20 protein-coding genes and 1 pseudogene are annotated in these 20,750 nt (G+C 73.4%); 10 read left to right on the top strand and 11 right to left on the bottom strand.

Features of this window, described 5'->3' with window-relative positions:
* Positions 1-68 precede the first annotated feature (68 nt).
* The 4 genes from CLT75_RS26755 (at position 69) to CLT75_RS26740 (ending at position 4,885) form a co-directional block, all read left to right on the top strand.
* Positions 69-1,175, top strand: coding sequence for a citrate synthase 2 (locus CLT75_RS26755; protein ID WP_013283721.1), 1,107 nt, complete (start codon positions 69-71; stop codon positions 1,173-1,175).
* A gap of 252 nt (positions 1,176-1,427) precedes the next feature.
* Entirely contained in the window at positions 1,428-2,555 is a 1,128-nt protein-coding gene (gene serC, locus CLT75_RS26750) for a phosphoserine transaminase (protein ID WP_135242974.1), read from the top strand.
* 191 nt (positions 2,556-2,746) lie between these two features.
* On the top strand, positions 2,747-3,835 hold the full coding sequence (gene sepH, locus CLT75_RS26745) for a septation protein SepH (protein WP_135242973.1): 1,089 nt from the start codon (positions 2,747-2,749) through the stop codon (positions 3,833-3,835).
* A gap of 63 nt (positions 3,836-3,898) precedes the next feature.
* A complete protein-coding gene (locus CLT75_RS26740; protein ID WP_135242972.1) occupies positions 3,899-4,885 on the top strand; it encodes an aldo/keto reductase in 987 nt (328 codons plus the stop codon).
* A gap of 165 nt (positions 4,886-5,050) precedes the next feature.
* Here CLT75_RS26740 and thpR read toward each other — a convergent pair whose 3' ends face one another.
* From thpR to CLT75_RS26715, 5 genes are all read right to left on the bottom strand, one after another.
* Positions 5,051-5,602, bottom strand: coding sequence for an RNA 2',3'-cyclic phosphodiesterase (thpR, locus tag CLT75_RS26735; protein WP_135242971.1), 552 nt, complete (start codon positions 5,600-5,602; stop codon positions 5,051-5,053).
* A 4-nt stretch (positions 5,603-5,606) separates the two neighbouring features.
* Complete coding sequence (locus CLT75_RS26730) at positions 5,607-6,116, bottom strand: hypothetical protein (protein WP_013283716.1); 510 nt, start codon at positions 6,114-6,116, stop codon at positions 5,607-5,609.
* Positions 6,117-6,191: 75 nt separating this feature from the next.
* Positions 6,192-7,478, bottom strand: a complete 1,287-nt coding sequence (locus CLT75_RS26725) for an MFS transporter (protein WP_135242970.1) — start codon at positions 7,476-7,478, stop codon at positions 6,192-6,194.
* A gap of 68 nt (positions 7,479-7,546) precedes the next feature.
* Complete coding sequence (locus CLT75_RS26720) at positions 7,547-7,996, bottom strand: MarR family winged helix-turn-helix transcriptional regulator (RefSeq protein WP_030274920.1); 450 nt, start codon at positions 7,994-7,996, stop codon at positions 7,547-7,549.
* A 61-nt stretch (positions 7,997-8,057) separates the two neighbouring features.
* On the bottom strand, positions 8,058-9,539 hold the full coding sequence (locus CLT75_RS26715) for an NCS2 family permease (protein WP_135242969.1): 1,482 nt from the start codon (positions 9,537-9,539) through the stop codon (positions 8,058-8,060).
* Between the two features lie 92 nt (positions 9,540-9,631).
* Between CLT75_RS26715 and CLT75_RS26710 the strand changes: the two genes are divergently transcribed.
* Positions 9,632-9,895, top strand: coding sequence for a DUF2530 domain-containing protein (locus tag CLT75_RS26710; protein ID WP_135242968.1), 264 nt, complete (start codon positions 9,632-9,634; stop codon positions 9,893-9,895).
* Positions 9,896-9,899: 4 nt separating this feature from the next.
* Here CLT75_RS26710 and CLT75_RS26705 read toward each other — a convergent pair whose 3' ends face one another.
* Positions 9,900-10,739 (bottom strand): DUF3027 domain-containing protein, encoded by an 840-nt coding sequence (locus tag CLT75_RS26705; protein ID WP_135242967.1) that lies wholly within the window; start codon positions 10,737-10,739, stop codon positions 9,900-9,902.
* Between the two features lie 87 nt (positions 10,740-10,826).
* On the opposite strand from CLT75_RS26705, the pseudogene CLT75_RS26700 reads away from it, so the two are divergent.
* A pseudogene (locus CLT75_RS26700) lies at positions 10,827-12,425 on the top strand (MFS transporter); the annotation flags it as partial.
* 13 nt (positions 12,426-12,438) lie between these two features.
* The gene (locus CLT75_RS26695) at positions 12,439-13,134 is read left to right on the top strand and encodes a futalosine hydrolase (protein WP_135242966.1); all 696 of its coding nucleotides are present in this window, start codon (positions 12,439-12,441) and stop codon (positions 13,132-13,134) included.
* A 57-nt stretch (positions 13,135-13,191) separates the two neighbouring features.
* Here the strand turns inward: CLT75_RS26695 and CLT75_RS26690 are convergent, their stop codons facing one another.
* Positions 13,192-14,175 (bottom strand): NAD(P)-dependent alcohol dehydrogenase, encoded by a 984-nt coding sequence (locus CLT75_RS26690; protein ID WP_135242965.1) that lies wholly within the window; start codon positions 14,173-14,175, stop codon positions 13,192-13,194.
* Positions 14,176-14,292: 117 nt separating this feature from the next.
* Here CLT75_RS26690 and CLT75_RS26685 point away from each other — a divergent pair, with 117 nt between their 5' ends.
* Both CLT75_RS26685 and CLT75_RS26680 read left to right on the top strand, forming a co-directional pair.
* Positions 14,293-15,003: a TetR/AcrR family transcriptional regulator C-terminal domain-containing protein gene (locus CLT75_RS26685; protein WP_135242964.1), complete on the top strand. Its 711-nt coding sequence runs from the start codon at positions 14,293-14,295 to the stop codon at positions 15,001-15,003.
* Between the two features lie 34 nt (positions 15,004-15,037).
* A complete protein-coding gene (locus CLT75_RS26680; RefSeq protein ID WP_135242963.1) occupies positions 15,038-15,868 on the top strand; it encodes a 1,4-dihydroxy-6-naphtoate synthase in 831 nt (276 codons plus the stop codon).
* Here CLT75_RS26680 and CLT75_RS26675 read toward each other — a convergent pair.
* Together CLT75_RS26675 and CLT75_RS26670 are read right to left on the bottom strand one after the other, a co-directional pair.
* Positions 15,829-16,215 carry a cold-shock protein gene (locus tag CLT75_RS26675; protein ID WP_026267952.1) on the bottom strand — a complete coding sequence of 129 codons (387 nt, stop codon included), beginning with the start codon at positions 16,213-16,215 and terminating at the stop codon, positions 15,829-15,831. The genes CLT75_RS26680 and CLT75_RS26675 overlap by 40 nt on opposite strands.
* Before the next feature lie 28 nt (positions 16,216-16,243).
* Positions 16,244-16,867, bottom strand: a complete 624-nt coding sequence (locus tag CLT75_RS26670) for an HAD hydrolase-like protein (RefSeq protein ID WP_135242962.1) — start codon at positions 16,865-16,867, stop codon at positions 16,244-16,246.
* Positions 16,868-16,904: 37 nt separating this feature from the next.
* Here CLT75_RS26670 and CLT75_RS26665 point away from each other — a divergent pair, with 37 nt between their 5' ends.
* Complete coding sequence (locus CLT75_RS26665; RefSeq protein WP_135242961.1) at positions 16,905-19,367, top strand: helicase-associated domain-containing protein; 2,463 nt, start codon at positions 16,905-16,907, stop codon at positions 19,365-19,367.
* Position 19,368: 1 nt separating this feature from the next.
* Here the strand turns inward: CLT75_RS26665 and CLT75_RS26660 are convergent, their stop codons facing one another.
* Together CLT75_RS26660 and CLT75_RS26655 are read right to left on the bottom strand one after the other, a co-directional pair.
* On the bottom strand, positions 19,369-19,605 hold the full coding sequence (locus CLT75_RS26660) for a hypothetical protein (RefSeq protein ID WP_013283702.1): 237 nt from the start codon (positions 19,603-19,605) through the stop codon (positions 19,369-19,371).
* A 121-nt stretch (positions 19,606-19,726) separates the two neighbouring features.
* Positions 19,727-20,602, bottom strand: coding sequence for a L,D-transpeptidase family protein (locus CLT75_RS26655; RefSeq protein ID WP_135242960.1), 876 nt, complete (start codon positions 20,600-20,602; stop codon positions 19,727-19,729).
* Positions 20,603-20,750 lie beyond the last annotated feature (148 nt).

Here is a 20,750-nt window from a genome sequence, read left to right as displayed (position 1 = left end):
AAGGGTCGCCTGAGCTGCGGGGCTCGATCAGCCCGCCCGGGCGCGCCGAGCCGAAGCCAGGAGACGACATGTCCGATTTCAAACCGGGCCTCGAGGGCGTCGTAGCCTTCGAGACCGAGATCGCCGAACCCGACCGCGCGGGGGGTTCACTGCGCTACCGGGGCGTGGACATCGAGGACCTGATCGGCCAGGTCTCGTTCGGCAACGTCTGGGCACTGCTGGTGGACGGCCGGTTCGGCCCGGGCCTGCCGCCGGCCGAGCCGTTCCCGGTGCCGGTGCACTCCGGTGACATCCGCGTCGACGTGCAGTCCGCGGTCGCCATGCTGGCGCCGTACTGGGGGCTCAACCAGCTTCTCGACATCTCCGACGAGCAGGCCCGCGAGGACCTGGCCCGGGTGTCGGTCACCGCGCTGTCCTTCGTCGCCCAGTCGGCGCGCGGCCTGGGCCTGCCGGCCGTGCCGCAGAAGGAGATCGACAAGGCGGAGACCATCGTCGAGCGGTTCATGAAGCGCTGGCGCGGTGAGCCCGACCCGCGGCACGTCAAGGCCGTCGACGCGTACTTCATCTCGGCCGCCGAGCACGGCCTGAACGCCTCCACCTTCACCGCCCGGATCGTCGCCTCCACCGGCGCGGACGCCGCGGCCTGCATCTCCTCCGGCATCGGCGCGCTCTCCGGCCCGCTGCACGGCGGCGCCCCGTCCCGCGTGCTCAGCATGCTGGAGGCGGTCGAGCGCAGCGGTGACGCCGACGGGTACGTCAAGGGCGTCCTCGACCGGGGCGAGCGCCTGATGGGCTTCGGCCACCGGGTCTACCGGGCCGAGGACCCGCGCGCCCGCGTGCTGCGGCGTACCGCCAAGGAGCTGGGCGCGCCCCGCTTCGAGGTCGCCGAGGCGCTGGAGAAGGCCGCGCTGGCCGAACTCCAGGCCCGCCGCCCGGACCGCGTCCTCGCCACCAACGTCGAGTTCTGGTCGGCGGTGGTGCTGGACTTCGCCGAGGTGCCGGCGCACATGTTCACCTCGATGTTCACCTGCGCCCGGATGGGCGGCTGGTCAGCGCACATCCTGGAGCAGAAGAAGCTGCAGCGGCTGGTCCGGCCGTCGGCCACGTACGTCGGCCACGGCCCGCGCAAGCCGCAGCAGGTCGAGGGCTGGGACGCCATCCCGCACGGCGTCTGACGTCTCCGCCCGGGCCCCGCTCCACCCCTCGGTGGAGCGGGGCCCCGGCATTTCCGGGACCGGCACGCCGCCCGTGTGGCGGACGCCTCACCGACCGGGGTGGGACAGCCCGCCGGACGTGCCCGGGCAGGTGCGAGGATGGCCGTGGCAGTGTCGCCGGAACGGGCTCGGACGCCGCCCGCCGCCACGCGGCAGGACATCGTCCGCGCCTGCCAGCTCACCTCTCGCCCATGCGGAAGGATCTTCAAGACCGTGGCTGACGCACCGACCATCCGGATTCCCGACGAGATCAGGCCCGCCGACGGACGATTCGGCTGCGGCCCGTCCAAGGTCCGTCCGGCCGCGGTCTCCGCCCTCGCCGACGTCGCCACCAGCTACCTGGGCACGTCGCACCGGCAGAAGACGGTCCGCGACCAGGTGGCCCGGCTGCGCCGCGGCCTGGCCGAGTTCTTCTCCCTGCCCGAGGGGTACGAGGTGGTGCTCGGCAACGGCGGCACCACCGCGTTCTGGGAGGTCGCCACGTTCGGCCTGATCCGCGACCGGGCCCAGTTCGCCAGCTTCGGCGAGTTCGGCGCCAAGTTCGCCAAGTCGGTCAAGGACGCACCGTTCCTCGGTGAGCCGACGGTGCGCAAGTCCGACGCGGGCAGCGCCCCGTCGCTCGTGGCCGAGGCCGGCGTGGACGTCTACGCCACCCCGCACAACGAGACCTCCACCGGCGTCGCGGTGCCGATCAGCCGCGTCGCGGGCGCCGACGAGGGCTCGCTGCTGCTCGTCGACGCCACCTCCGGCGCGGGCGGCCTGGACGTGGACGTCGCCCAGACCGACGTCTACTACTTCGCGCCGCAGAAGTGCTTCGGCTCCGACGGCGGGCTCTGGCTGGCCCTGATGTCGCCGGCCGCGCTGGCCCGGGCCACCGAGGTCAAGGAGTCGGGCCGCTACATCCCGGCCTTCCTCGACCTGGTCACCGCGATCGACAACTCGCGGCTGGAGCAGACGTACAACACCCCGGCGCTGGCGACCATCTTCCTGGCCGCGGAGCAGACCGACTGGATGAACTCCCAGGGCGGGCTGGCCTGGGCGGCCAAGCGCACCGCCGAGAGCGCCGGCATCGTGTACGGCTGGGCCGAGCGCTCGTCGTTCGCCACGCCGTTCGTGTCGGACCCGGCGCTGCGGTCCAACGTGGTCGCCACCGTCGACTTCGCCGACGAGGTGGACGCCACGGCGATCGCCAAGGCGCTGCGCGCCAACGGCATCGTCGACACCGAGCCGTACCGCAAGCTGGGCCGCAACCAGCTGCGGGTGGCGCTGTTCCCGGCCGTCGAGCCGGCCGACGTCGAGGCGCTCACCGCGTCCATCGACTACGTGGTGGAGCGACTCTGATCACGTCGTAACGGTGCGTGGCCGTCGGGGCTCCGGCGGCCACCCACCGTGATCGTTACCGCAGCTCAGTCACGACATGCCGGGGTGTCGCAGTCCCCATCGGCGGGTAGATGAGCGTACGGTGGTGCGAGACGCCCGGGTGGCCGGCTCCCGTGGCGTGACGGCCAGCGAAGCGGGACGGAGGCAAGCCCATGCGCCCAGTACGCTTCGTCGCCCTCTCCGAGGACGGCCAGGCCCTGGTGCTCGCCGACGAGGTGGGGCGCCTGCTGGCGCTGCCCATCGACGAGCGGATCGCGTCGGCGCTGCACGCCGAGCCGGGCGCCCCGCCGCTCGCGGTGGTGCCGAGCGCCACCGACCCGACGCCGTCGCTGTCCCCACGGGACATTCAGGCCCGGATCCGGTCCGGCGAGTCCGCGGAGGACGTCGCCCGCATCGCCGGTGTGCCAGTCGACCGGGTGCTGCGCTACGCCGGTCCGGTGCTCCAGGAGCGGGCCATGCTCGCCCAGCACGCCCGCCGCACCCGGCTCAAGGGCGCGGAGAAGCCGACCCCGCTGGCCGAGGTCGTCAACGGCCGGCTGGCCCAGCACGGCATCGACACCGAGAAGATCTCGTGGGACGCCTACCGCCGCGACGACGGCACCTGGCGGATCATCGCGACCTGGCCGTCCGGCAAGGCCACCGCGCAGGCGGTGTGGGATCTGGACAAGACCCGGCAGAACGTCGCCCCGCACGACGACATGGCGCAATACCTGTGCGCCGAGCGGCCCACGCCGATCCTCGGCCAGGAGCCGGCGCCCGAGCGGGGCGGTCACGCCCTGCCCGGTCCGTCGCGCGGCGAGCCGAGCCGGGGTGGGCACGGCCTGCCGGCCGCCTCCGAGCACGCCCGTCCGGGGCGTGACCCGATCCGCGCCGGCCGGGACGCGCTGCTCGCCTCGCTGGACCGTCCGCTCGGCGGCACGTCCGGGCGTGGTCTCGACACCCGCTCCCCGGCCGCGCTGGCCGGGCAGGAGGCGCCCCGTCAGCGGGCCGTCGCCGGTGGTGCCGCCGCGCTGCTCGGTGGTGGGCAGGGTTCGGCCTTCGACGACGACTCGGACGCGCCGAAGGAGATCCCGGCCGTACCCTCGCTGGCCGTGCTGCGGCCCCGCCGCACCGGCCCCGCGGCGGCGACCGGCGGTGCGGCCGCCGAGTCCACCGAGGCCGGTGGCAAGCCGCGCAAGCGGCTGCCGAGCTGGGACGACGTGTTGTTCGGCACCGGCCCGGCGGCCCGCGAATCATCCTGATCCATCGCTCCACCCTGGCTCGTTGAGAGGGCACTCTAAGTGCCGGCGTGCCAGGGTGGAGTCATGGAGTACACGAACCTGGGACGCACCGGTCTGTCCGTGAGCCGACTCTGCCTCGGCACGATGAACTTCGGTCCGCAGACCGACGAGCCGGACAGCTTCGCCATCATGGACCGGGCGCTCGAACACGGGATCAACTTCTTCGACACCGCGAACGTCTACGGCTGGAAACTCGGTGAGGGCGTCACCGAGCAGATCGTCGGCCGCTGGTTCGCGCAGGGCGGCGGGCGCCGCGACAAGGTCGTCCTCGCCACCAAGGTGTACGGCAAGATGGGCGAGTGGCCCAACGAGCAGGGCCTGAGCGCCCGGCACATCATCCGGGCCTGCGAGGACTCGCTGCGCCGGCTCCAGACCGACACGATCGACCTCTACCAGATGCACCACATCTCCCGGACCACGCCGTGGGAGGAGATCTGGCAGGCGATGGAGACGCTCGTCGCCCAAGGCAAGGTGATCTACGTCGGCTCGTCCAACTTCGCCGGCTGGCACATCGCGCAGGCGCAGGCCGCGGCCGGCAAGCGCAACTTCCTCGGCCTCGTCTCCGAGCAGTGCATCTACAACCTGCTGACCCGGTACGTCGAACTGGAGGTCGTGCCGGCCGCCCAGCACTACGGGCTGGGCATCATCCCCTGGTCGCCGCTGCACGGCGGGCTACTCTCCGGCATCATCCGCAAGATGGCCGAGGGCAGCGCGGCGCGCGGCACCACCGGCCGCTCGGCCGACGCGCTGGCCGAGCACCGGAACACCATCGAGGCGTACGAGAAGCTCTGCGCCGACCTGGGCCACGACCCGGCGGATGTGGCGCTGGCGTGGCTGCTGTCCCGGCCGGGCGTGACCGCCCCGATCGTCGGCCCGCGCACCATGGACCAGCTCGACCGCAACCTGGGCGCCCTCGACGTCCGCCTGGACGAGTCGACGCTGACCCGCCTCGACGAGCTGTTCCCGCCGGCCGGCAACGGCGGCCCCGGCCCCGAGGCATGGGCCTGGTAAACCCGGCCCGCTCGCCCTCGCCCTCACCCTCGCCCTCGCCCTCGCCCTCGCCCCGTTGATCTTGCAGTTTGCGCCCCCGCTCGGGGCGGTTCGGGTGTTTTGCCCGGGCACAAACTGCAAGATCGCGGGCGGGGGAAAGGGCGGGGCGCGGGGGCGGGGGCGGGGCTAGAGGGGCCAGGTGGTGACTCGGGTGTGGCGGGTGGGTGGGCCTGGATTGCTGTGGACCAGGGTCAGGCGGTCGGCGGGCCAGTCCGGGCCGGAGTAGTCGTCCAGGGTCGCCAGGTCGGCGCGGAGGTCGGACTCCGGCACCCGGTCGCCGGGGCGGGCGATGGTCAGGTGTGGCCGGAACGGCTTGTCGTCGCAGGGCAGCCCGGCCCCGCGCAGCCCGTCGCGGATCGACCGGGCGAGCGCGTCGAGCGCGTCGACCTCGCCACGCACGTCCACCCAGAGCACAGTGGACCGGCCCTGACCGAATCTGCCGCCACCGGCGAGGCGTAGCCGCGGGGAGCGAGCCGACCGGGCGGCCGAGGCGAGCGCCGGCTCCACATCGGGCAGCCGGACGTCCGGCACCTCACCGAGGAAGGCGAGCGTGAGGTGCAGGTTCGCCGGGTCGGCGAGCCGGGCGTGGCGGGCGGACGCGACCCGCAGGCCCTTCATCCGGGCGGTCAGATCCGCGACCGCCACGGCAGGCGGGTAGATCGCCGCGAAGAGACGCACCCGGTCAGCGGTGCCGCTGGTGGTGCGCGGCGCGGGCGGCCGGCAGGGTCAGCCCGGCGGCGTGCAGCAGCCCTTCGACGCGTACCCGTTCGATCTCCCGGTCGACGCCGTCCAGCTCGGCCAGGTGTTCGGCGATGCCGAGCGCGTGGCAGGCGGCGCGCAGCCGTTCGTCGTACGCCTCGATGACCGCACCGTGCCACACCACGCTGCGGTCGGCGGCGGCGAGCCGGTGGCCGCCGAGCCGGCGCAGGTCGGTGGCGAGTTGTTCCAGCGGACGGCGGCCGTCCTTGTCGAACTCGGTGAGGTCGATGTCGCGGGTCAGCGCCTCGGCCTCGATGGCTCGGTCGAGCCGCGCGATGGTACGGCGTTCCCGGCGCTGCTCCCGCCACTCGGCCCACCCGCACGCCACCCGGTCGATGATCTCGTCAGCGCAGAACAGCAGCGCGAACAGGGCGGGCAGGCAGCAGACGGCGAGGATCGCCAGCGCCAGCAGCAGTCCCTGCCCCACTTCCACACATCGACGCTAAGCCCTGCCGCACCGGCCCGCCACCCGTTTGGGTAATCGGACCGGTACGACCGGCTATCGGGGCTACTTCGCCCCGGGCGACACCACGTAGAAGCGGGGCATCGGCAGCACCCGCATGCGCAGCCGGGCACCGGAGCGGCGCAGCTGCCAGGTGAGCGCCAGCAGCGCGGCGGTGAGCGAGATCAGGCCACCGGCCCAGATGCTCGCGCCGGCGCCGTACGTCTCGGCGACCCAGCCGATCAGCGGCGCGCCGACCGGGTTGGTGCCCAGGAACACCAGCACCCACAGGGCCATCACCCGTCCCCGGAAGGACGCGTCGACACCGAGCTGCACCCGCTGGTTGGCCGCCTGGGCGAAGTAGACCATGAAGAACCCGGCGGGCAGCAGCAGCGTCACGACCGCCCAGTAGGCGGGGGCGAGCCCGACCAGCGTGCCGAAGACGGCGCAGCCGATCGCGGCGCCGAGCACCAGCCACACCGACGGGCGGCTGCGCCGGCCGGTGCCGGCCAGCGCGCCGACGAGCGCGCCGACCGCGAGCGCGGTGCTGAACAGGCCGAACGAGGCGGCTCCGGTGTTGAACACGGTCTTCGCGAGCGCGGCGAGGGTGAGCTGGAAGTTGAACAGGCTCATCCCGATCACCGACATGAGGACCATCGGCAGCAGGATGTCCGGGCGCCGCGCCACGTACCGGAGGCCGTCGACCACCCGAGCCTGGTCCCGCTCACCGGCCGGCGGCAGGTCCTTGCGGTGCAGCTCGTCGGTACGCATCCGGACCACGTTCACCAGCGGGGCGATCGAGCTGAGCGCGGTGACCAGGAAGACCGGGCCGACGTCGACGACGGCGATGGCCAGACCGGCGACGGCCGGGCCGACGATCCGGGCGGAGTTGAACACTGCTGCGTTGAGCGAGAGCGCGTTCGGCAGCAGCGGCATGCCGACCAGCTCGGAGACGAACGCCTGGCGGACCGGCGTCTCGACCGCGTTGGCGACGCCGAGCAGGGCGGCGAACGTGAAGACGTGCCAGAGCTGCACCAGGCCGGTGAGGACCAGGATGCTCATGGCGAGCGACAGCACGGTCCAGAAGGCGTTGGCGACGAAGAGCAGCATCCGCTTGTCGTAGCGGTCGGCGAGCCGGCCGGACAGCAGCGTGAGCAGGAGTACGGGGGTGAACTGCAACGCGGTGACCACGCCGAGCGCGGTCGCGGAGTTGTCGCTGAGCTCGAGGACGAGCCAGTCCTGGGCGATGAACATCATCCAGACACCGATCAGTTTGATCAGCTGCCCGGTGGCGAAGAGCCGGTAGTTACGGACTCGTAGGGACTGGAACATCGTGCTCAGCTTGGCCTGCACTCTAGGTGCGCCTCCTCGCGTCGGTACGCTTCATCCACAGCTGACGAAGCGAACCGCGGGCGGCGGTGTCAGGCGCGAGCGATGCCCTGGAGGATGTCCGCTGCTCGGCGTAGCGTCTCGCGTTCGTCCTCGGTCAGCGCGGCCAGCCGGGTGGCCAGCCACTCGTTGCGGGCCCGCTCGAACTGGTCGAGTACGGCCCTTCCCCCTTCGGTCGCCGCCAGGATGACCTGCCGTCCGTCGGTCGGATGGGGAGTGCGCTGCACGAGGCCGCGCTCCTCCAACTTCGCGACGATCTTCGTCATCGTGGGCGGCTGCACCCGTTCGACATCAGCCAGTTCCCGTGGCGTGAGGGCGCCCGCCAGATTGAGGCTGGTGAGCGCCGACAGCTGGGTGACCGTGAGGTCGCCGACCGGCCGGGCCTGTCGGACCCGCCGGTTGAGCCGGGTGATCGCATCTCGCAGCTGAGGAGCCAGCTGCGCCGGTGGCACGCGTTTCGCCGTCACCGTCCGCTCCGTCACACTAGTTAGCCTAACTAATGAGCCTGGCTAACGACATGCGTTATGACCAGGCTCACCAGCGTCAGAGCAACACGGACTCGACCGGCCCGCGCAGGAAGTACACGATGAACAGCACGGCGACGCCGTACAGGAGCGGGTGGACCTCCCGGGCCTTACCCTTCGCCACCTTGAGCAGCACGAAGCTGATCACGCCGGCCCCGATGCCGTTCGAGATCGAATAGGTGAACGGCATCAGCGCGATGGTGAGGAACGCCGGGATGGCGATCTCGTAGTCGGTCCAGTCGATCGTGCGGACCGCCGTCATCATCAGGAAGCCGACCACCACCAGCGCCGTCGACGCGGCCTCGAACGGCACGATCAGCGACAGCGGCGCCAGGAACATGGCGAGCAGGAACAACCCGCCGGTGACCAGGTTGGCCACGCCGGTCCGGGCACCCTCCGCGACGCCTGCGGCGCTCTCGATGTACGAGGTGTTGCTGGACACCGAGGCGGCACCACCCGCGGCGGCGGCGATCGAGTCGACCAGCAGGATCTCCTTGGCCTTCGGCGGGGTGCCCGTCTCGTCGAGCATGTCCCCTTCCTGGCCGATCGCGACCATCGTGCCCATGGTGTCGAAGAAGTCCGTGATCAGCAGCGTGAAGATGAACATCAGCGGCACCAGCCAGCCGACCCGGCTCCACGAGTTCAGCACGTTGAACTGGCCCAGCAACGACAGGTCGGGCAGGTCAACGATCTGCTTGGGCAGCTCGGGCACGTTCAGCGCCCAGCCCTTCGGGTTCGGCTTGCCGTCGACGAAGGACGGGCCGATGTTGGCGATCGCCTCGACGACGATGGCCAGCACGGTGGAGGCCAGGATGCCGATCAGGATCGCGCCCCGGACCCGGCGTACCACCAGGACCAGCGTGATCAGCAGGCCGACCACGAAGACGAGCATCGGCCAGCTGACGATCTTGCCGTTGATGCCCAGGCCGACCGGCACCGTGGAGTTCGCGGCGTCCGGCACGCGCCTGACGAAACCGGCGTCGACCAGGCCGATGATGGTCAGGAACAGACCGATGCCGACGCCGATCGCGGTCTTGAGCTGCGTCGGCACCGAACGGAACACCGCGGTACGCAATCCGGTGAGCACCAGGATGCCGATCAGCACACCCTCGATGACCACCAGGCCCATCGCGTCCGCCCAGGTCATCTGGGGCGCGATCTCGTAGGCGACGAGCGCGTTCACGCCCAGGCCGGCCGCGAGCGCGATCGGGAACCGGGCCACCACGCCCATCAGGATGGTCATCAGGCCGGCGACCAGCGCGGTCGCCGCGGCGAGCGCCGGGATGGCCAGCGAACGGCCGTCGCCGTCCTTACCGCTGCCCAGGATCAGCGGGTTCAACACCACGATGTACGCCATCGTGAAGAACGTGGCGAAGCCGCCTCGCAGCTCCCGGCTCAGCGTGGACCCGCGTGCCGAGATCAGGAAGTAGCGGTCGAAGGCGTTACGTGGATGCGCGGGATCGGGCGGAGTGCCGTGATCCGGCGGCGGGGCAATGGACATGGTTCCTCATCTGGTCATCGGCCGGGTTTTGTCGCGCGCATCGTCCCAGATCACCTGGCAGGCAGGGAAGAACGATCACGTAGGCTGGGCCGGTGTCACAGGAGCAACAGCCGCGGCCGGAGCCGCTCGACCCGCCGATGGTGCCGTTCGCCGTCGCCGGGCTGATCGCCTGGGCGGTGGCCGGCCTGGTGCTACTGATCTTCTTCCGGGACTGGCTCACCGAGTCCGGGCGTCAGAATTGGCTCTGGACCTGCCTGGCCGGTTTTCTGTGGGGCTTTCCCGGCCTGGCGGTGATGATGCGGCACGACGCCAACCGGCGTCGCCGACGCGCTGCCGCCGCGCAGCGGCAGCGCTGACCCGTCAGGGGTGGCCGTACGGCTCCGCCGGCTCGGCCGACTCCACCGAGCCCGGGGCCCGGCTGACGGTCATGGCCTCGACCGCGCTGTCGTCGTAGACGGTCGGCAGCTCGTCGACGGGCGTCTCGGCCGCCTCGACCAGCGTCTCCGAGTGCGCGCCGCACCCGTGGTCGGCGCTCACCACCCGGCCGTCGTCCGGTGCGAAGAAGTTGCCGCAGGCGCCGAAGGCCAGGCGCAGCGAACCGGCGAGCGGCAGGTAGAAACCGCAGGTGCCGCAGCGGGCGGCGGCCGGCGCGGCGACCGAGATCGCGGCGTCCGGGCCGTGGTCGCCGTCGTACCAGCGCTGGGCGGCCTCGGCGCGGCCCTCCCGGGACAGCACCCGGGGCCGGCCCAGGCCCAGCTCCCAGGCGGTCTCCTCCACTGCCGGGTCGTCGGAGAGCAGGTAGCCGGGGGCGAGCCGCTCGTCGTCGGCAGGGGTGGGCAGCAGGTCACCAGGGCCCAGGTCGCCCGGCTTGAGCCGCTCCTGCCACGGCAGCCAGCCCGGGGCGAGCAGCGCGTCCGGGCCGGGCAGCAGCACCGTCTCGCAGATCGTGACGTGCCGGCTGCGCGGCACCCGGGTCACCGTGACGGCCCAGCGCCAGCCGCGGTAACCGGCCATCCGGCATTCGAAGTAGTGGGTGACGACCCGGTCGCCCTCGGCGACCGCCTGGAGATGATCGCCGATGTCGGTGGGCTCCACCTCGGTGATCGCGTCGCGGGCCACCTCGACGGCGGCGGCGCAGACCTGGTCGAGCCGGGGAGCGCGGGCGGAGGCGGGCCTGGTCACCGGACCATTGTTCCCCATGCCCGTCCACGGGCGACAGGCACTCCCCGGAGTCATTCTCTCCGGGTGATGCGGCGCACGTGGAGCGGATGGGTGAGGATGGGACGCATGGCGCTGTCCTCCCGCTCCGGCCGCTCCTTCCTCGGGCGGACCGTCGGCACCGGCATCCGCGCCACCCGGCTGCTGCTGCGGGGCTCGATGCACGGCGGGCGCTGGATGACCCGGCGGGCCGGCACCGCCCGGGCCCGCAGCGCCGGCAACGAGGTGGGCATGGTCCGCCTGTTCGACCTGCACGCGCTCTCCTGCGCCGGTGACACGCTCATCGCGATCGGCCTGGCCGGGACGATCTTCTTCGACGTGCCGCTGGGCGAGGCGCGCAACAAGGTGGCCCTCTACCTGCTGGTCACCATGGTCCCGTTCGCCATGCTCGCCCCGGTGGTCGGCCCGCTGCTCGACCACTTCCGCCACGGCCGGCGGTACGCGCTGGCCACCACCATGCTCGGCCGGGCGTTCCTGGCCTGGCTGATCTCCGACTACATCGGCAGCTTCGGGCTTTATCCCGCGGCGTTCGGCGTGCTCGCGCTCTCCCGGGCGTACGGGGTGGCCCGCTCGGCGGCGGTCCCCCGGCTGCTCCCCGAAGGGCTCGGGCTGTCCCAGGTCGGGGCGCGCGCGAGCGTCTACGGCACGGTGGCCGGCGCACTCGTCGCACCGATCGGCCTGGCCGCGTTCTGGTTCGGGCCGCAGTGGCCGCTGCGGGTCGCCTCGGTGATCTTCCTGATCGGCATGGTGATCTCGCTCCGGCTGCCACCGAAGGCCGACTCCGAGCCGCCGGAGCGGATGCCGCACCCGTTGCGCGCGCTGCGCCGCCGCGACGGCGAGCGCCCGCTCGGCCGGGGTCGCCCCAGCGGCCGGCTGGTGATCGCCACGCTGATCGGCGCGGCGGCACTGCGCGGGCTCTACGGCTTCCTGCTGCTGTTCCTGGCCTTCGCGATCAAGGCCGGTGACCTGACCACCGACTTCTTCGGCCGCGACCTCGGCGCCCAGGGCGCGCTGGGCCTGGTCGGCGGCGCGCTGGCGGTCGGCACGTTCCTGGCCACCGCGCTCGGCACCCGTCTGCGCATCCACCGGCCGACAGCGCTCCAGTCCAGCGGCACGATCGTGGTGGCCGGTGTGGCGGTGCTCGCCGCGCTGAAGTTCTCGCTGCCGATGGTGGCGCTGCTCTGCCTGGTCGCGGCGATGATGAGCGGGATCGCCAAGCTGGCGGTGGACGCCTCGATCCAGGAACGCATCCCGGAGCGGCTGCGCGCCAGCTCGTTCGCGCACTCGGAGACCGCCCTGATGCTCGCGTTCGTGGCCGGCGGCGGGCTCGGGCTGGTGCCGTTCACCGGCCTGATCGGCGTGACGGTCGCCGCCGCGGTGGCCGCGCTGGTGGCCGTACGCGGCGTGCTCGTCGCCGGCAAGCTGCGCGGTGAGCACCTGGCCGGCCGGCCGCTCGGCGACGAGGAACTGGCGGCGGAGCAGGTGACCCGCGACGAGAAACCGGCCGCCACCTCGTTCGACGACCCGGCGCCCACGTCACCGGCGCCCCAGCGTTCCGGCCCGCCGCCGGACGACGACGGGCTGGCCCCGCCCGGCTTCCACATCTACCGGCCGTCCTCCTCGGTGGGCGGGCCGGGCGGCGTCGAGGACACCGAGCGGCGCGATCCCCGGGGCCAGTGGCGTGACCGGCCTGCTCGTGGTCACGGCCGTGCCGGCCGAGGCCGAGGCGATCCGTGCCGGCCTCACCGCACCGGCAGCGCCGGACGGGACAGCAGCGCCCGACGGGACTGCATCGCCGGACGTGACGGTGCTGCCGGTCGGGGTCGGCCCGGCCGTCGCCGGCGCCGCCACGGCACGGCTGCTGGCGCTGGCCGAGGCGGCCGGGCGGCCGTACCGGGCGGTGCTCAGTGCCGGCATCGCCGGAGGGTTCGTCGGCCGGGTCGCGGTGGGCGGCACGGTGCTCGCCGACCGCAGCGTCGCCGCCGACCTCGGTGCCGAGTCGCCGTCTGGTTTCATCCCGGTCGAGGACCTGGGCATGCCTCCCGAACTGCTGGGCGGCGGCCGGATCGTGCCCGCCGACCCGGGCCTGCTGGCCCGTCTGCGCGCCGCGCTGCCGGGGGCCACCGTCGGCACGGTGCTCACCGTCAGCACGGTGACCGGCACCGCCGCGAGCACGGCGGCCCTCGCCGAACGGCACCCGGACGCGGTGGCCGAGGCGATGGAGGGGTACGGCGTGGCAGTAGCCGCCGCTCAGGCCGGTGTGCCCTTCGCCGAGCTGCGTACGGTCTCCAACCCGATCGGCCCGCGTGACCGGAGCGCGTGGCGGATGCGGGAGGCGTTCGCCGCGCTCACCGCCGCGGCGGCGGCCCTCCACTGATCCCCGTCCACCTGTGGATAACCCTGTGGAGAAGTCGTCGGGCTGGGGACGGCTGGCTCAGATCGTGATGACGACCTTGGCGCGTGCGTGCTCGGTTTCGAGGTAGCGGACGGCCTCGGGCACCTCGCGCAGCGGATGCGTCCGGTCGACCACAGGCGTGAGCCGGCCCGCCTCGGCGTGCTCGCGCAGCACGTCGAGGTGCGCCCGGCCGGGTGAGGTGGCGAGGACGACGACGCGCTGCCTGACGACCGGCGCGAGCAGCCGTCCCCGCGCCAGCAGCCCGATCGGGCCGAGCAGGCTGCCGCCCCGGTAGACGCCGCCACCGGAGAGCACGAGCGTCCCGTCCGGCGTGAGCGCCCGCCGCAACGCGGTCAGGGAGCGGTTGCCGACCAGGTCGAACACCACGTCGTGGCGGCGGCCGTCGCGGGTGAAGTCCTCGCGGGTGTAGTCGACCACGTGGTCGGCGCCCAGGGAGCGGACCAGGTCGACGTTGCGGGTGCGGCACACGCCTGTCACCGTCGCGCCGAGCGCCTTCGCCAACTGGACGGCGAGCGTGCCGACGCCGCCGGAGGCCCCGTTGATCAGGACGCGGTGGCCGGGCCGGACCTGCCCGGCGTCCCGCAGGCCCTGGAGCGCGGTGACACCTGCCAGCGGCAGGGCCGCCGCCTGCGCCGGGGTCAGGTTCGCCGGCCGCGGCGCGACCAGGTGCTCGGGCACGCAGACGTACTCGGCGAACGCGCCGTCGGCCTCACCGAGGTCGCCGAAGACAGCGTCGCCGGGGCGTACCTGCCGCACCTGGGCGCCGACGGCCTCGACCCGGCCGGCGAAGTCGCGGCCACGGATGCGGGCGCGGGGCCGCGTGAGGCCGAGCGCCAGCCGCGACAGCCGGGGGTCGCCGCGCATGACGTGCCAGTCGTACGCGTTCAGCGCGGCGGCCTCGACCCGGACGAGGACGTCGCCGGGGCCGGGCGCGGGCGTCTCGACGTCGGCGAGCGCGAGTGTCTCCGGGGGGCCGTACCGCTCCTGGACGATCGCCTTCATGTCGCCACTCCCTCCCAGGTGTACGGCGTACACCTTGATGGGACAAGGCTAGGTGTACGCCGTACACCAGTCAAGACGGTTACTGTGTCAACGGCCTTCGGGAGGACTGGGGACGACATGGCGGAGCGGCTGGAGACGGCGCGAAGGGCACCCCTGACCAGGGATCGCGTCCTGCGTACCGCAGTCGTGCTGGCCGACCGGACCGGCATCGAGTCGCTGAGCATGCGCAACCTCGCGCAGGATCTGGGCGTCGTGCCGATGGCCCTCTACAAGCACGTCGCGAACAAGGACGAACTGCTCGACGGCATGATCGACATCGTCGTCGCGGAGATCGACCCGCCGGCGGCCGGCGACTGGAAGCAGGCGATCCGCCGGCGCATCCTGTCGGCGCGGCAGATGCTGCTCCGCCACCCGTGGGCGTCGCTGGCGATCGAGTCCCGGACCACGCCCACCCCGGCCGTCCTGGCGTACCTCGACTCGACAGTGGGCGCGCTGCGGGCGGGCGGGTTCTCCACCGACCTGGCCCACCACGTCATGCACGCGCTGGGCAGCCGGGTGCTGGGCTTCAGCCAGGAACTGTTCGACGCCTCCCGCCAGGCCGGCCGGTCCGGTGCGACGGTGCCCGAGGCGCCGGCCGACCTGCCGCCGGAGGTGGCCGCCCGGTTCCCCAACCTCGCGGCCGTCGCCACCGCGGCGTCCCACGACGGCGACTCGGTCGTCGGGCCGGGCTGCGACGACCAGTTCGAGTTCGAGTTCGCGCTGGACCTGCTGCTCGACGGCATCGAGCGGCTGCACCGGACCGGCTGGACGTCACACCGGACGGGGTGACGGGCCGCCCGGCCGCCGGGGTTACGGTGGGACCGTGGCGCTCTCCCTGGCGATCTCCCCCTGCCCCAACGACACGTTCGTCTTCGACGCCCTGGTGCACGGCCGGGTGCCGGGCGCGCCGGCGATCGAGGTGACCTACGCGGACGTCGACGTCACGAACACCGCCGCCGAGCGGGGCGCGTTCGACCTGGTGAAGGTCAGCTACGCGGCGCTGCCCTGGCTGCTCGACGACTACCACCTGCTGCCCTGCGGCGGCGCGCTCGGCCGGGGCTGCGGCCCGCTGGTGCTGACCCGTGGCGACCGGACCGACCTGTCCGGGGCGACGGTGGCGGTGCCCGGCGAACGGACCACCGCGTACCTGCTGTTCCGCCTCTGGGCGGCCGACCAGGCCCCGGCGCGCATCGAGGTGGTGCCGTTCCACGAGATCATGCCGGGCGTGGCCGCCGGCCGGTACGACGCGGGCCTGGTCATCCACGAGGCGCGCTTCACCTACCCGCGGCACGGGCTGACCGCCCTGGTCGACCTGGGCGAGTGGTGGGAGGGCGACACCGGGCTGCCGATCCCGCTCGGTGCGATCCTGGCCCGCCGGGGCGCCGTCGACCCGGTCGAGGCCGCCGCCTGGATCCGCGAGTCGGTACGCCAGGCGTGGGCCGACCCGGAGGCCAGCCGCGAGTACGTCCTCGCGCACGCGCAGGAGATGGAGCCCGACGTGGTGGACCGGCACATCGGCCTCTACGTCAACGAGTTCACCGCCGACCTGGGAGAGGCCGGCTTCGCCGCCGTGGAGGCGCTGCTGGGCCGGGCCGCCGACGCCGGGCTCGTCCCTCAGACCTCCAGCTCGCGCGCCACCGCGTGGACCAGCTGAGCGATCTTCTGCGCGGTCTTCCGATCCGGGAAGCGACCCCGGCGCAGGTCCGGCTGGACCTTCGCCTCCAGCACCTTGATCATGTCTTCGACCAGGCCGTGGAGTTCCTCGGCCGGCCGGCGGCGCAGCTCCGCCACGGACGGCGGCGCCTCCAGCAGCTTGACCCCCATCGCCTGGGCGCCCCGCCGGCTGTCGACCACGCTGAAATCGACCCGCTGGCCACCCTTCAGGTCGGCGACACCCGCCGGTAGCGCGCCCTTCGGCAGGAACACGTCGCCACCCTCGTCACTGGTGACGAACCCGTACCCCTTGGCGGCGTCGTACCACTTCACTCGACCCGTCGGCACCTGTTGAACCCCGCTCCACTCGAACCGTCTACCCCTCCAAGGCTAGCCCGATGATCCGGTCCAGCGCCCCCGGGAATTCGACGAGATCATCAAGTACCAGGTACGCCCCGGCCTCGGTCAGTTCGTCGGCCGAGCACGGGCCGGTCGCCACTGCCACGCCCGGGATTCCCGCGGCTCGCGCGGCGGCCATGTCGGCCACGTGATCGCCCACGTAGAGCGTCGCGCCGTGCTCGCGCAACGCGACCGCCTTCTGCTCGGCGAACACGTCCCCGGCCAGCTCGTCCACCGGTAGCCCGAGGTGGTCCAGGTGCAGCTTCGCCAGCCGGCCCATCTTCGCGGTCACCACCATCGTCCGCCCGCCGCGCGCCTGCACCGCGCGCAGCGCGGCCTCCGCACCCGGCATCGGCACGGTCGGCGTGATCGCGTACGCCGGATACAGCTCCCGGTAGAGCGTCACCGCCTCCTCGACGCGCTCCGGCGGGAACCAGTGCGCCAGCTCGGTACGCAGCGGCGGGCCCAGCCGGGAGACGGCCAGTTCCCCGTCCACGTGCACGCCCGTGCGCGCGGTGAGCGCCCGGAACGCGGCGGCGATCCCGGGCCGGGAGTCGACCAGGGTCATGTCGAGGTCGAAGCCGACCATCAGCGGAGACATGCCGAGAACCTACCCAGCGGGCTAGCGTGGTACGACGATGACCACCTCACTCGCCGACCACCTGCGGGCCCTCCCCGACGAGTCGCTCGCCGCCCTGCTCCAGCTGCGGCCCGACCTCGTCGTGCCGGTGCCGGCCGACGTGTCCGCCCTCGCCCTGCGCGCCCAGTCCCGGGTCTCCGTGGCCCGGGCGCTCGACGGGCTGGACCAGTTCACCCTCCAGATCCTCGACGCCGCCCGGCTCACCCGCGGCCCCGAGGGCGCCACCTCCACCGACCAGGTCCTGGCCATGGCCACCGCCGGGCCGCACCCGCCCGCACCGACGGCGGTCCGCGCCGCCGTCGACCGGCTCCGGGCCCGGTTCCTGCTGTACGGCCCCGAGCACGACCTGTGCGTGGCCGGCGGCATCGACGAGGTGTCCCCGTACCCGGCGGGGCTGGGCCGGCCGGCGGCGGAGCTGGACCCGCGCGCGGCGGCGCTCTGCGCGGACCCGGCGAAGCTGCGGCGGACGCTGCTGTCCGCGCCGCCCTCGGCCCGGGCGGTCCTGGACCGGCTCGCCGCCGGGCCGCCGGTCGGGACCGTGGCGCCCGGCGCGCTGGAGGCCCCCGCCACCGGCGCCGAGGACGTGCTCCCGCCCGACCTCGTGAACGGCGGCGCGCCGACCGGCTCACCGATCCGCTGGCTGGTCGAGCACCGGCTGCTGGTCCGGATGTCCGGCGGCCGCAACGGCACCGTCGAGCTGCCCCGCGAGGTGGGGCTGGTGCTGCGCCGCGACGCCGGTCCGCTCGGCCCGCTGCGCACCAGCCCGCCGGTGGTGTCCGGCCCGCCGCGCGAGGTGAAGTCCGTCGACTCGGCCGGCGCCGGGCAGACCATGGAGGTGGTCCGGCACACCGAGGCGATGCTGGAGGCGCTGACCGCCGAACCGGCACCGGTCCTGCGCTCCGGCGGCGTCGGCGTCCGAGACCTGCGGCGACTCGCCCGCGGCCTCGGGCTGGACGAGCCGACCACCGCGCTGCTGTTCGAGGTGGCGTACGCGGCCGGGCTGACCGGCGAGATGGAACTGACCGGCGCGGCCACCACCCGGTACGGCGGCGACCAGCAGATCCTGCCCACCGGCGGGTACGAGGTGTGGCGCGCGGTGTCGCTGGCCCAGCGCTGGGAGCAACTCGCCCGCGCCTGGATGTCGATGCCCCGCCAGGCCGGCCTGATCGGCCAGCGCGACGACCGGGACCGGCCCATCTCGGTGCTCTCCGCCGAGGCGGAACGCGCCGGTGCGCCGGCCGCCCGCCGTGCGGTGCTCGCCGTGCTGGCCGACCTGCCACCCGGCACCGCGCCGACGCCGGACGAGGTGCTGGAACTGCTGGACTGGCGCGCGCCCCGGCGGGCCCGGGGACGGGAGACGGCGCACCGGGAGGTGCTCGCCGAGGCCGCCACGCTGGGCGTGACCGGGCTCGGCGCGCTCACCTCGTACGGGCGGCTGCTGCTCGCCGAGCTGACCGAGGCCGACGAGCGCGGTGACGACCCGCTCGGGCTGCGCTCCGACGCCGAGTCGGGCGACGCGTCGACGACGGTACGGGCGCTGGACGGACTGCTGCCCGCCCCGGTCGACCACGTGCTGGTGCAGGCCGACCTGACGGTGGTGGTGCCCGGCCCGCCCGACCCGGCGCTCGCCGCCGAACTGGACGTGGTGGCCGAGCACGAGTCGGCGGGCGGAGCCAGCGTGCACCGCGTCACCACGGGGAGCATCAGGCGGGCGCTCGACGCCGGCTACACCGCCGACGACCTCCACGCGCTGTTCCGCCGCCGGTCGCGTACCCCGGTGCCGCAGGGCCTGACCTATCTGGTCGACGACGTGGCCCGCAAGCACGGCGGGCTGCGCGTCGGGTCGGCCGGCGCGTACGTGCGCAGCGACGACGAGGCGCTGCTCACCGAGGTGCAGGCGGACCGGCGACTGGAGCCGCTGGCGTTCCGCCGGCTCGCGCCCACGGTGCTGGTCACCCCGTACCAGGTCAACCGGATGCTCACCGCGTTGCGCGACGCCGGGTACGCCCCGGTGCCCGAGGACGCAAGCGGCGCGACGGTGCTGGCGCGCCCGAAGACCCGGCGGGCGCCGGCGCGTACCGCGATCGGTCGTGCGGTCGACCCGCTCGCCACGCCGAAGCTGCCGATGCCCCGCCTGCTCGGCGTGGTCGAGCAGATCCGACGAGGCGAGGCGGCGGCCCGGGCGGCGCGGCGGGCCCCGGCGGTGGTCCGCGGCGCCCCGGCGGCGGGCGGTCCCGCGCCCGTGTCCGGGCACGGCGACGCGCTGGCGGTGCTCCAGCAGGCGGTACGGGACAAGGCGCTGGTCTGGGTCGGCTACGTCGACGCGCACGGGGCGACCGCGTCCCGGCTCGTCCGGCCGGTGTCGATCGGCGCCGGCTACCTGCGCGCCGAGGACGACCGGACGGAGATGCTGCACACGTTCGCGCTGCACCGGATCACTGCGGCCGTGCTGGAGGAGTGAGCTACTCCCCGTTGCGGCGCAGCGTGCCGATCACCGACACGGCCAGCAGCAACGCGAACGCGGCACCGGCCGACTCGCCCACCGAGTCGACGAATCCCTGCTGCTGCACCAGCAGCCCGAACAGGAACCAGCCGAACACCCCCGCGGCGGCGGCCGCGTAGGCGAGCACGACCGCCGTGGGCACCTCCTGCTGCCGCGTCCGTTCGTCCTCGGGAAGCACGTCCTGGTCAACGGTCATGGCAGTCCCTCCCCGTCCCGGCATGGACCCGGCTTCCAGGGTTACACCAACCGGACCGCGCGGACAGGGGTTAAAACCCTGATCCGGGCGGTCCGGTCACGGGTGGGACGGGTTCCGGGGCTCAGGTACCCGGGCGGCGGCCGATCACGACCACGCGGGTGCCGACCGAGCCCAGCTCCCACAGGCGTACCGCGTCACGGTGCAGCAGGTTCACGCAGCCGTGCGAGCCGATCGCGCCGTTGTGCAGGTAGGTGGTGGTCTCGTGGAAGCCGATCCCGCCGTTGAACTGCTGCCAGTACGGCAGCCACACCTCGTACGGGTTGGACCACTCGCGCGGGTTCTTCCGGCCCACCGAGTACGTGCCGGCCGGGGTGGCGTAGCCGGACATGCCGGTGCGGGTGACTGTCGGGCCCATCACCACCTTCCCGCCGCGCATCGCCCAGACCGTCTGCCGGGTCAGGTCGACGCAGAAGGTGAGCCGGGAACCGGCCTTGCACCGCGCGGTGTCGGTGCTGGCGAGCCGCTTCGCCACGTCGTACGTGGTGGGGCCGGCGCGACCCGAGGACGGGCTGATCCCGTACCGGATCTGGAACTTCTTGATCGCCGCGCAGTCGGCGGCGGACTGCTCGCCGTCCACGGTCAGCGTCCCGAAGCCGCCCAGCCGGGTCAGGTACGTCTCCACGGCCCGCTGGTGCTCCCCCTGCGGGCACCCGGCGGACGCGCTCGGCTTCGGCTTGGGCTTCGTCGTCTTCGTCGCCTCCGGCGACCGGGAGGGTTTCGGCGAGGCCGTCCGGCTCGGCTGCGCCGACGGGGACGTGACCGGCTGATCCGGCGTGGGCGACGCGCTCGCCCCCGATGCTCCCTCCGTCAGCCCGACCGGGCCGGGGGTGCCGCCCCCGGCGCCTTCCGCCTGCGGATCGAGCGCGCAGGCGCCGACACCGACCAGCACGACCACCGCCAGGGCGGTGGCCCGTGCGAGAAACCGGACACGCTGCATGGGCCCTCCCTGGACAGTCGTCCCGCTTGCTAGACGTGTGGGACGAGTATGACGTTGCCTGTCCAGCGAGACTTTTTTGCGGTGCCCTCCGGCGTGCAACACTGGATGGTCGGCCTGCGGCAGGTCAGCCGGGGTGCGGACGGGATGC

Source organism: Micromonospora sp. CNZ285 (assembly GCF_004637285.1).
This window is presented reverse-complemented; position numbering and strand designations above follow the sequence as displayed.

Coding starts and splice junctions, on each gene's coding strand:
- CLT75_RS26685 (WP_135242964.1), top strand. CDS start 14,293: ATGGCGGAGCGGCTGGAGACGGCGCGAAGGGCACCCCTGACCAGGGAT.
- CLT75_RS26690 (WP_135242965.1), bottom strand. CDS start 14,175: ATGAAGGCGATCGTCCAGGAGCGGTACGGCCCCCCGGAGACACTCGCG.
- CLT75_RS26655 (WP_135242960.1), bottom strand. CDS start 20,602: ATGCAGCGTGTCCGGTTTCTCGCACGGGCCACCGCCCTGGCGGTGGTC.
- CLT75_RS26715 (WP_135242969.1), bottom strand. CDS start 9,539: ATGTCCATTGCCCCGCCGCCGGATCACGGCACTCCGCCCGATCCCGCG.
- sepH (WP_135242973.1), top strand. CDS start 2,747: ATGCGCCCAGTACGCTTCGTCGCCCTCTCCGAGGACGGCCAGGCCCTG.
- CLT75_RS26755 (WP_013283721.1), top strand. CDS start 69: ATGTCCGATTTCAAACCGGGCCTCGAGGGCGTCGTAGCCTTCGAGACC.
- CLT75_RS26660 (WP_013283702.1), bottom strand. CDS start 19,605: ATGACCGTTGACCAGGACGTGCTTCCCGAGGACGAACGGACGCGGCAG.
- CLT75_RS26665 (WP_135242961.1), top strand. CDS start 16,905: ATGACCACCTCACTCGCCGACCACCTGCGGGCCCTCCCCGACGAGTCG.
- CLT75_RS26670 (WP_135242962.1), bottom strand. CDS start 16,867: ATGTCTCCGCTGATGGTCGGCTTCGACCTCGACATGACCCTGGTCGAC.
- CLT75_RS26705 (WP_135242967.1), bottom strand. CDS start 10,739: ATGGGGAACAATGGTCCGGTGACCAGGCCCGCCTCCGCCCGCGCTCCC.
- CLT75_RS26740 (WP_135242972.1), top strand. CDS start 3,899: ATGGAGTACACGAACCTGGGACGCACCGGTCTGTCCGTGAGCCGACTC.